The organism is Bacteroides sp. HMSC067B03 (assembly GCF_001811315.1).
In the GTDB taxonomy this organism is placed as follows: Bacteria; Bacteroidota; Bacteroidia; order Bacteroidales; family Bacteroidaceae; genus Bacteroides; species Bacteroides faecis.
Window position 1 is genome coordinate 122,220 of the sequence record NZ_KV804289.1, and the last position, 9,832, is coordinate 132,051.

The window sequence follows — 9,832 nt, forward strand, 5'->3', positions numbered from 1 at the left end:
CTTATACGGATATGGGAGTGAACGGAGCCACTTGTCTGACGTTTACCCATCCGGGACGTATTGCGGATATTGTAGCCTTGAAGCCCGAATTGCTGATTCTCTCTTTTGGAACAAACGAGAGTCACAATCGCCGGTATAATGTCAATCTGCATTATAACCAGATGGACGAGTTTATCAAACTGTTGCGTGACAGCCTTCCCAATACCCCCATTCTCCTGACCACTCCTCCGGGTTCTTACGAAAGTTTCCGGCAGAGACGGCGGAAACGGACATACGCCATCAATCCCCGCACAGTTACAGCGGCAGAAACGATTCGTCGCTACGCTAAAGACCACCGCCTGCTCGTTTGGGATATGTACGATGTAGTAGGGGGCAAGCGACGTGCCTGCACCAACTGGACGGAAGCGAAACTGATGCGTCCCGATCATGTACATTATTTACCCGAAGGATACATCCTGCAGGGAAATTTATTATACCAGGCCTTTATCCAAGCTTATAACGATTATGTTTCCCATTGATATTGACTTCAGCCGTTTAAAAGATGTGCTTGCCTACGATCCGCAGGCACCGATGATATTCAGTAGTGGTATCTTCCTCTGGCTGTTTGCTGCCTTTATGGTAGTATATGCACTGTTGCAGCGTAAGTATACAGCCCGTATCCTGTTTGTAACGCTTTTCTCTTATTATTTCTATTATAAGAGTAGTGGTACATACTTTTTTCTGTTGGCTTTGGTCACGGTTTGCGACTTTCTGCTGGCGCAATGGATGGACCGTACCGAAGGGCGTTGGAAGCGTAAGGGGCTGGTAACGTTGAGTCTGGGAGTCAATCTGGGACTTCTTGCTTATTTTAAATACACTAATTTCCTGGGAGGGGTGATTGCCTCGCTGATGGGAGGAGAGTTTACCGCACTCGATATATTCTTGCCTGTGGGTATCTCATTCTTCACTTTCCAGTCATTGAGCTATACTATCGATGTTTACCGGAAAGACATCAAGCCTTTGACAAACATACTGGATTATGCGTTTTATGTATCTTTCTTCCCGCAGTTGGTGGCAGGGCCTATCGTACGCGCCCGTGACTTTATCCCGCAAATCAGGAAACCGCTTTTCGTCTCTCAGGAAATGTTCGGGCGAGGAATCTTCCTCATTCTTTCCGGCTTGTTCAAGAAAGCTATTATTTCCGATTATATCAGTGTCAATTTTGTAGAGCGTATCTTTGACAATCCCACCCTTTATTCCGGTGTTGAGAATCTGATGGGAGTATATGGTTATGCTTTGCAGATTTACTGTGACTTCTCCGGATATAGTGATATGGCTATCGGTATTGCTCTATTACTGGGCTTTCATTTCAATCTCAACTTTAATTCTCCTTATAAGTCTGCTTCTATCACCGAATTCTGGCGGCGGTGGCATATTTCATTGTCCAGCTGGTTGCGCGATTACCTGTACATCTCCTTGGGAGGAAACCGGAAAGGCAAGTTTCGCCAATATCTGAATCTGATTATTACCATGTTTTTGGGTGGACTGTGGCACGGTGCTTCCTGGAACTTTGTGCTTTGGGGGACCTTTCACGGCATCGCTTTGGCGTTGCATAAAATGTGGATGTCCATCACCGGTCGTAAGAAAGGAGAGCAAAGTCATGGCTGGCGTCGTGTATTCGGAGTCATTATCACTTTCCACTTTGTCTGTCTCTGCTGGATTTTCTTCCGTAATGCCGATTTTCAGAACTCGATGGACATGCTGAGGCAGATATTCACCACCTTCCGTCCGCAACTTTTCCCACAGTTGATTGAGGGTTACTGGCGTGTGTTTGCTTTGATGCTACTCGGCTTTTTACTCCATTTCACCCCGGATAGTTGGGAAAATGCTGCTTGTCGTGGAGTCATTCGTCTGCCGTTTTTAGGCAAAGCCCTGCTGATGGTAGCTTTGATCTATCTGGTTATCCAGATGAAGAGTTCGGAGATTCAGCCGTTTATTTATTTCCAGTTTTAAATGAATGAAGAATGATGAATGAAGAATTACTTTGCAGCGTGATAGCGCAGCCAATTCTTCATTCTTCATTCATCATTCTTCATTTCTATGCTTTCTGAACAAATCTCTATGCAATCTGTATTTTAGTCTATGGACAGGTGTGGTATTTTGCGCTAGCTTTGCCACGAACAGATAAATAGACATACTATGAGACATAGAATCCTCTTTTTCTTTTTGGCTTTTATTGGAATAAGCCAGTTCGTGACATCGTCCGATGTCCGTAATAAATATAATTTCAATTCAGACTGGTTGCTTTATGTGGGTGATACTCCGGAAGCAAAGCAAATACGTTTTTCTGATTCGGACTGGAAGAAAGTGACTTTGCCGCATGCTTTCAATGAAGATGAGGCTTTTCGCTTAAGTATTGATGAACTGACCGATACGATTATGTGGTATCGGAAGCATTTTCGTCTGCCGGGCGATAGTAAAAACAAGAAGGTCTTTGTAGAGTTCGAAGGAGTTCGTCAAGGGGCGGATTTTTATATTAATGGTCATCATATCGGTCTGCACGAAAATGGCGTGATGGCTGTCGGCTTCGACCTGACTCCTTACATTAAGTATGGACAGGAAAATGTAATAGCACTTCGCATCGACAATGACTGGAATTATAAAGAACGGGCAACAGGTACGAAATATCAGTGGAGCAATAAGAATTTTAATGCCAATTATGGAGGCATTCCGAAAAATGTATGGTTGCATGTCACCGACCGTCTGTATCAGACTTTACCTTTATATAGTAATCTCAAAACGACCGGAGTCTACGTCTATGCTGAAGATATTCGTGTGAAATCACAGAAAGCTGTCATTCATGCGGAGTCGGAAATCAAGAACGAATATAATCGTGATAAGCAAGTATCTTATCAAGTGGAACTGATAGACCGTGACGGGACATCCGTCAAGACATTCGGAGAAATACAAGCGGTGGTGAAACCGGGTGAAACAATCACACTGAAAGCGGCATCTGAGGTAGACAACCTGCATTTCTGGAGTTGGGGATATGGCTATTTGTATACGGTAAAGACAAGTCTGTGGGTAGATGGCAGGAAAGTAGACGAGGTCGCTACCCGTACCGGATTCCGTAAAACGCGTTTCGGTAAAGGAATGATCTGGCTGAATGATCGCGTTATTCAGATGAAGGGCTTTGCACAGCGGACGAGCAATGAATGGCCGGGAGTCGGGATGAGCGTGCCTGCCTGGTTGAGCGATTATAGCAATCATCTGATGGTAGAGGGCAATGCGAACCTTGTGCGCTGGATGCATGTCACTCCGTGGAAACAGGATATCGAGTCGTGTGACCGTGTAGGATTGATTCAGGCTATGCAGGCCGGTGATGCCGAGAAAGATTGTGAAGGACGTCAGTGGGAACAGCGTACAGAATTGATGCGTGACGCTATCATTTATAACCGCAATAATCCGAGTATCCTGTTTTATGAATGTGGCAATGAGTCTATCAGTCGTGAGCACATGATAGAAATGAAAGGAATCCGTGATCTGTATGATCCTCATGGCGGGCGTGCAATCGGTTCCCGCGAAATGCTGGATATCCGTGAAGCGGAATATGGCGGCGAAATGCTTTATATCAATAAAAGTGCGCATCATCCGATGTGGGCTATGGAGTATTGCCGTGACGAGGGGTTACGTAAATATTGGGATGACTATTCTTATCCTTATCACAAGGATGGAGAGGGCAGTAGTTCTTATAAATCTACTGTCACCAATAAGGTACAGAAGAAGGTGGATGCGCGTGTCTACAACCGTAATCAGGATTCCTTTACTGTCGAGAATATCATTCGCTGGTTCGATTATTGGCGGGAACGTCCGGGAACGGGAGATCGTGTCAGTTCGGGTGGTGTGAAGATTATCTTTTCCGATACCAATACGCATTACCGTGGAGTCGAAAATTATCGTCGTAGCGGGGTGACTGATGCCATGCGTATCCCTAAAGATCCTTTCTTTGCACATCAGGTGATGTGGGACGGCTGGGTAGATACGGAATGTCCCCGTATTTATATTGTCGGCCATTGGAACTATGATGATACGATAGTGAAACCTGTATATGTCGTATCGAGTGCCGATAAGGTAGAGTTGTTCCTGAATGGGAAATCGTTGGGGAATGGCGAACGGGGCTACCATTTCCTGTATACTTTCAGAGATATCGCTTTTGTGCCGGGCAAGTTGGAAGCTGTGGGATATGACGAAAACGGAAAAGAATGCTGCCGCACTCAATTGCAGACGGCAGGTAAGCCGGAACAAATCCGGTTGAGCCTGATTCAAAGTCCTGAAGGATGGAAAGCGGATGGTGCGGATATGGTATTGCTTCAGGTGGAAGTGATCGATAAAGAAGGGAACCGTTGTCCGCTGGCAAATGACTTGATCCACTTTGAGGTGGAAGGGCCTGCCGAATGGCGAGGCGGTATCGCACAAGGAGAAAATAATTATATTCTTTCAAAAGATTTGCCGGTAGAGTGTGGCATCAATCGTGCGTTGATCCGTTCGCTCACCACTGCCGGAACAGTTTGTATCACGGCGAAGGCTACCGGATTGAAACCGGCAGAAATTAGCTTCGCTTCTATGCCTGTTGAAGTAAAGAACGGTTTGAGCGATTATATCCCCGGTGATGAACTGGAAGGCAGGCTGACTCGTGGGGAGACTCCGCAAACTCCTTCATACAAGGTGTCAAAGGTCGATGTCGGCATTGTCTCTGCCATAGCAGGTGCCAATAGCGAGTGTGCGGTTAACAGCTTTGATGATAATGAACTGAGTGAATGGCGGAATGACGGGAAAGCGGGTACTGCATGGATAACCTATCAGTTGGAACGTGCCGCACGTGTGGATGAAGTCTGTCTGAAGTTGACCGGATGGCGTATGCGCAGCTATCCGCTGGAAATTTATGCGGGTAAAGAATTGATTTGGAGCGGAGATACAGACAAGAGTCTGGGATATGTCCACTTAGATGTGAAGCCTGTGTTGACGAATGAAATCACTATCCGGCTCAAGGGTACAAGTAAGGAAGGAGATGCTTTCGGGCAAATAGTAGAAGTAGCTGCCCCTGTTGCTAATGAACTGGATTTGTTTAAAGCAAAGGATGGCGATAAAACCGGGCACGAATTACGCATTGTAGAAATAGAATTCAAAGAGAATTTGTTGGAGTAAGTTTCTTTAGGGTTTGTTTCTTGAACTGTTGGAGGATGTATCTCTGTGTGAGACATACATTCTCCAATATTTTACGGTTATCTTGAAGAATGAAATTTAGAGTGAATAGAATAATCGTTATTGAAATATTTTCTTTTTCTTTGTAGAAAGAAAAATCATTGACTCTTATGGACAATTATCAACCGGCTACTGGTCGTTATGATCAGATGAAATATAAGTATTGTGGTAAAAGCGGATTGCAACTGCCTCTTATTTCTTTGGGATTATGGCACAACTTCGGTAGTGTTGATGACTTTGCCGTGGCAGCGGATATGATTAAGTATGCCTTTGATCACGGGATCACCCATTTTGATCTGGCAAACAACTACGGTCCTGTTCCGGGGAGTGCCGAAGCAAACTTCGGGCGAATTCTGAAGGAGAATTTTCACGGTTACCGGGATGAAATGATAATTTCCTCCAAGGCCGGGCATGATATGTGGGCGGGGCCTTATGGCGGAAACAGTTCCCGTAAGAACCTGATGGCAAGTATCGATAAGAGTCTCCGTCGTACGGGGCTGGAGTATTTTGATATTTTCTATAGCCATCGCTATGACGGAGTCACTCCGGTAGAAGAAACGATTCAGACCTTGATCGATATTGTCAGACAAGGAAAAGCACTGTATATCGGAATCTCTAAATATCCTCCTCGGCAAGCACGGTTTGCTTATGAAATGATGGCAAAAGCGGGTGTCCCCTGTCTTATCAGCCAGTATCGTTATAGTATGTTCGACCGTGCAGTTGAGGCTGAAAATCTTCCGCTGGCTGCCGAATATGGTTCCGGCTTTATAGCCTTTTCTCCTTTGGCACAAGGATTACTCACGGATAGGTATTTGAATGGTGTCCCCGAAGGTTCGCGTGCGGCACGTTCTTCTACTTTTCTCCAACGTTCGCAGGTGACACCTGAAAAAGTGGAGGTCGCCCGGCAATTGAATGAAATCGCCCGTCGTCGTGGGCAAACACTGGCAGAGATGGCATTGGCATGGGTGTTGAGAGACGAACGGATGACGTCGGTGATTGTAGGAGCTAGTTCAGTAAATCAACTGGCTGATAATTTGCAAGCTTTAAACCATCTGGAGTTTATTGCTGAAGAATTAAATGAGATAGAGCAAATACTTTCATCGTACAAATCTTACATAAAATAATATGTTCTGACATTCTTGAAGAGAAAAACAATAAATAGGGAAATATTTATCAATGCTCTCCGGTTTTGCGCTTAAAAAATATGCATAATAAACATCTTTTTAAATAGAATGATCATCCCTTTTAGCCGTTTAATCATAAATAGATATTTTGCGTAAAAACGCCAATAATAATTTTATATATATTTGTGACCTATATCTTAATAGATAAGAATATTAACTAAAATTATTGTGTATGAAAAAGTTTATAATGAGGTCCAGTTTTGCGCTGGTCATGTGTTGTCTGCTTTTTGCAGCGTGCAGTAAGGATGATAATACGGATGTAAACACCGCATCCGTCACTGGATATTGGGTTTGTTATTATCAGTGTTGGAGTGAGGATGGCGAAACATGGGAGAGTAACTATAATGGTGATGACTATTACATTAACTTCAGTAGTCACTTGGCAGATGGTAAGTATGAGGGGGATATAGACAGTGGTAGCGACCAACTTTTGGAACTGATGGGACATTACTCTTTTGCCTGGACTATATCTGGTAACAAAATCAAAGTTGCATTGAGTGATAGTTGGACTGAAGAATGGCAGGTCAAATCTCTCAAAGGTGATGAGATGACACTTCAATGGAAAGACGAAGAAGTTGACTATACAATTATTGCTAAATTCAAAAAACAACCTGAGTAGTTAATATGAATTTGGTTAATAATGGGAAGAAATAGAAAAAAATAGAGAAAGTATGATTGCATCGGTGTTCTTGCCATTCGTGCAAAGAGCATAAGACCAGATAGTTATTTGTTCTTGAGATGTGTATAGATAAAAATAGTATGATTCATGCAGGACGACTTATTGAACGCACACTTCACGACCAAGGGCGTACGGTCACTTGGTTCGCTGAACAATTGTGTTGTACACGTCCAAATGTCTATAAAATATTTCAGAAAGAAAATATTGACATTCATCTCCTTTGGCGTATCTCCTGTATTCTCGAACATGATTTTTTTCGTGACCTCTCTGATAGCATTGATGTTCGGGTTTCTTTGAGTGTCTCCAAATAGGACACAGTTTTGTATCGCTCTTGGAACTATGTTTTTCTCTACAAGTATACTCCTTTAGCATATCTTTGCGCTGTATTAACATATAATCACAAAAGAAAATGAAAAAGCTATTTCTAATTATCATGCTGGCTTTTGGTTGTGCAATCGGGACATATGCACAAAAGACTGTCTTCAAATTTCGTGATGCACAGGCACGTGCAGGAGATGCAGTGACTGAGGTTTGTGTAAAACCCACAGTTGTTGAGGTGAAAATACTCGAAGAAAAAGGGCGTATAAAGGATGAATGGACACTGAGCAAAGAAGAAGTGGAAGTTGCCATGAAAGGGGAACTTGATAATATCCGTGCATGGGGAACTTATTTGTCCACTATCAAGAATGACTGTGATGTGATCATGGGAGCTACTTTTAAGATAGAAGACGATGAAAAATCGGGAGGATATACGGTTACGGTCGTAGGTTATCCGGGAGTGTTCACAAACTGGCATACTGCTACGACAGAAGACTACGAATGGATACGCATTCAAAAACTTTCGGGTGCTGATGATAGAACGAAAATAGCCCCCGTTATAAAGAATAAGAATTAATAACTAAAAACATAGACAATAATGAAAAAAGTATTATCAATTGTTGCTGCGCTTTTGTTGTGCGTAGGAACACAGGCACAGATTGTATCATCCAGAAGCACAATCGTTAAGACTCAAAAGCAAGCTAGTAATACACAATGGTTCTTGCGTGCAGGCGTGAACATGATGAACCTTAGTGGTGACGGAATTGATGGAACAGATTCAAACATCGGTTATAATGCGACATTAGGCTATCAGAAGTCATTGGGTGGTGCAGGAGCTTATTGGGGAATGGAGTTCGCTCTTGGTTCTCGTGGATTTAAAGTTGACGACATGAAATGTATCGCACACAATGTTCAATATTCACCGTTTACTTTCGGATGGAAAATCGGAGTAGCAGATAATATTAGTATTGATCCACACTTAGGAGTTTTTGCAAGTTATGACTATACCAGCAAAATGAAAGAAGATGGAGAAAGCATTAGCTGGGGAGATTTTGCTGATGCTCTTGAAGTAGATTATAATCATTTCGATGCAGGTATGAATATTGGTGTAGGCGTATGGTACGACCGTTTCAATCTGGATCTTACTTATCAGCGTGGATTCATTGATGTATTTACCGATGCTGATGGCATTAAGACTAGCAACTTTATGATTCGTCTGGGTATCGCTTTTTAATTGAAACAACCTTTTTAAGCATATAAATTTCAGCATTCACGTCTTTTCTATAAAAAGAAAAGAAAGTGAATGCTGTTTTCTTAAAATAACAGAATATGATAACAAGACTGAGACTTTTGGCAATTGTATTTTTATTGGGTGGGATATTACCCTCTTTGATTGCACAAACTTTTACAGAACAAAAGAAAACTTATCCGGTCAGTGCAGATGGTAGTAAATATGTAGTCAATGGATTCATTCCTTTCAGTCCGATGAGTGATGAAAATATTTATGCCAATGCTCTGTTATGGACTATCAAAAACGTCTGTTCCGTACAGCGTGAGGGAATAACGGAAGTAAGCGTTCCTGCCAAGAGTTTTAGTTGCAACCTGGTGCTTACTTCTCAAGCGGATGCAAAACAAAAGAATACATATTATTGTACAGCTCAGTTTCAGGTAAAAGACGGAAAATTGGTTTACTATCTTTCCAATATTCAGATAGAATCATTGGTTGTTGTAATGAAGAAATTGACTCCGATGGAAAAACTACAGCCGGAGAAGAGGACTTCTCATAAGGAAACAATGGATGATTTTGTGCATATAGAATCGCAAATGCTGAATAAGATGTTTGACTTTGTTAGTACTAACCAACTTTCTCCTATCAGCCACTGGAATGAGATAAGCATCGGAAAACCGGTAAAGGGCATGACAGAAGATGAATGTTTGCTGGCTTTTGGTAAACCACAGACAGTTTCAGAATCAAATGGAGAGGTGCAGTGGATGTATTCTAGTTCTTTTTATCTTTTTTTCAAGAATGGACATGTAGAAACAATCATAAAGTAAAATTGATACTCCTTTCCGGCTCTCGCATTCTTTTGTTTGTAAAGAGGGGGGAAGGAGTTTCTTTTAGAATTGTGATTTTTACTCTGTGAAATCTCACTTTTGTTTATTCCGTAATAATTCGAAATAGCTACATAGACCCGTTATCTGGAATTAGATATATACCTAATTCTTTTGGACTGTCTCATTTATAACTTGAATTCAGCGAAAGATGAGTTTTTTCATCTTCTTCTCTCTAAAATTATATTTCTACACGATATTCTCAATCAACTGTCTCATTTATGACTTGAACTTAGGATTTCTCTCCAAGTGAATTTAGTATATGTTTTGCTCCCATGCTCTCACTTTTTGCTTGTAT

At 42.2% G+C, this 9,832-nt stretch carries 9 protein-coding genes; all 9 read left to right on the top strand.

Translation table 11 applies throughout. The features are described from left to right. Positions 1 to 518: SGNH/GDSL hydrolase family protein (locus HMPREF2794_RS04615; protein ID WP_210403593.1), on the top strand; the 518-nt coding region annotated here is incomplete at its 5' end. After that, positions 505 to 1,992 carry an MBOAT family O-acyltransferase gene (locus HMPREF2794_RS04620; protein WP_022300800.1) on the top strand — a complete coding sequence of 496 codons (1,488 nt, stop codon included), beginning with the start codon at positions 505 to 507 and terminating at the stop codon, positions 1,990 to 1,992. The genes HMPREF2794_RS04615 and HMPREF2794_RS04620, both read left to right, overlap by 14 nt. Positions 1,993 to 2,178: 186 nt before the next feature. Next, positions 2,179 to 5,184 (top strand): glycoside hydrolase family 2 protein, encoded by a 3,006-nt coding sequence (locus HMPREF2794_RS04625; protein ID WP_070751017.1) that lies wholly within the window; start codon positions 2,179 to 2,181, stop codon positions 5,182 to 5,184. A 167-nt stretch (positions 5,185 to 5,351) separates the two neighbouring features. Beyond that, positions 5,352 to 6,365: an aldo/keto reductase gene (locus HMPREF2794_RS04630; protein WP_022300802.1), complete on the top strand. Its 1,014-nt coding sequence runs from the start codon at positions 5,352 to 5,354 to the stop codon at positions 6,363 to 6,365. 232 nt (positions 6,366 to 6,597) lie between these two features. Continuing rightward, positions 6,598 to 7,044: a lipocalin-like domain-containing protein gene (locus tag HMPREF2794_RS04635; protein WP_010535540.1), complete on the top strand. Its 447-nt coding sequence runs from the start codon at positions 6,598 to 6,600 to the stop codon at positions 7,042 to 7,044. 140 nt (positions 7,045 to 7,184) lie between these two features. Beyond that, positions 7,185 to 7,415: a hypothetical protein gene (locus tag HMPREF2794_RS29410; protein ID WP_074759626.1), complete on the top strand. Its 231-nt coding sequence runs from the start codon at positions 7,185 to 7,187 to the stop codon at positions 7,413 to 7,415. Positions 7,416 to 7,513: 98 nt separating this feature from the next. Further along, positions 7,514 to 7,999 (top strand): hypothetical protein, encoded by a 486-nt coding sequence (locus HMPREF2794_RS28815; protein WP_029425050.1) that lies wholly within the window; start codon positions 7,514 to 7,516, stop codon positions 7,997 to 7,999. A 21-nt stretch (positions 8,000 to 8,020) separates the two neighbouring features. Beyond that, positions 8,021 to 8,656, top strand: coding sequence for an outer membrane beta-barrel protein (locus HMPREF2794_RS04650; RefSeq protein WP_010535537.1), 636 nt, complete (start codon positions 8,021 to 8,023; stop codon positions 8,654 to 8,656). Between the two features lie 95 nt (positions 8,657 to 8,751). Then, a complete protein-coding gene (locus tag HMPREF2794_RS04655) occupies positions 8,752 to 9,477 on the top strand; it encodes a hypothetical protein (RefSeq protein ID WP_010535536.1) in 726 nt (241 codons plus the stop codon). The last annotated feature ends 355 nt before the right edge of the window (positions 9,478 to 9,832 follow it).

Coding starts and splice junctions, on each gene's coding strand:
- HMPREF2794_RS04620 (WP_022300800.1), top strand. CDS start 505: ATGTTTCCCATTGATATTGACTTCAGCCGTTTAAAAGATGTGCTTGCC.
- HMPREF2794_RS04625 (WP_070751017.1), top strand. CDS start 2,179: ATGAGACATAGAATCCTCTTTTTCTTTTTGGCTTTTATTGGAATAAGC.
- HMPREF2794_RS04630 (WP_022300802.1), top strand. CDS start 5,352: ATGGACAATTATCAACCGGCTACTGGTCGTTATGATCAGATGAAATAT.
- HMPREF2794_RS04635 (WP_010535540.1), top strand. CDS start 6,598: ATGAAAAAGTTTATAATGAGGTCCAGTTTTGCGCTGGTCATGTGTTGT.
- HMPREF2794_RS29410 (WP_074759626.1), top strand. CDS start 7,185: ATGATTCATGCAGGACGACTTATTGAACGCACACTTCACGACCAAGGG.
- HMPREF2794_RS28815 (WP_029425050.1), top strand. CDS start 7,514: ATGAAAAAGCTATTTCTAATTATCATGCTGGCTTTTGGTTGTGCAATC.
- HMPREF2794_RS04650 (WP_010535537.1), top strand. CDS start 8,021: ATGAAAAAAGTATTATCAATTGTTGCTGCGCTTTTGTTGTGCGTAGGA.
- HMPREF2794_RS04655 (WP_010535536.1), top strand. CDS start 8,752: ATGATAACAAGACTGAGACTTTTGGCAATTGTATTTTTATTGGGTGGG.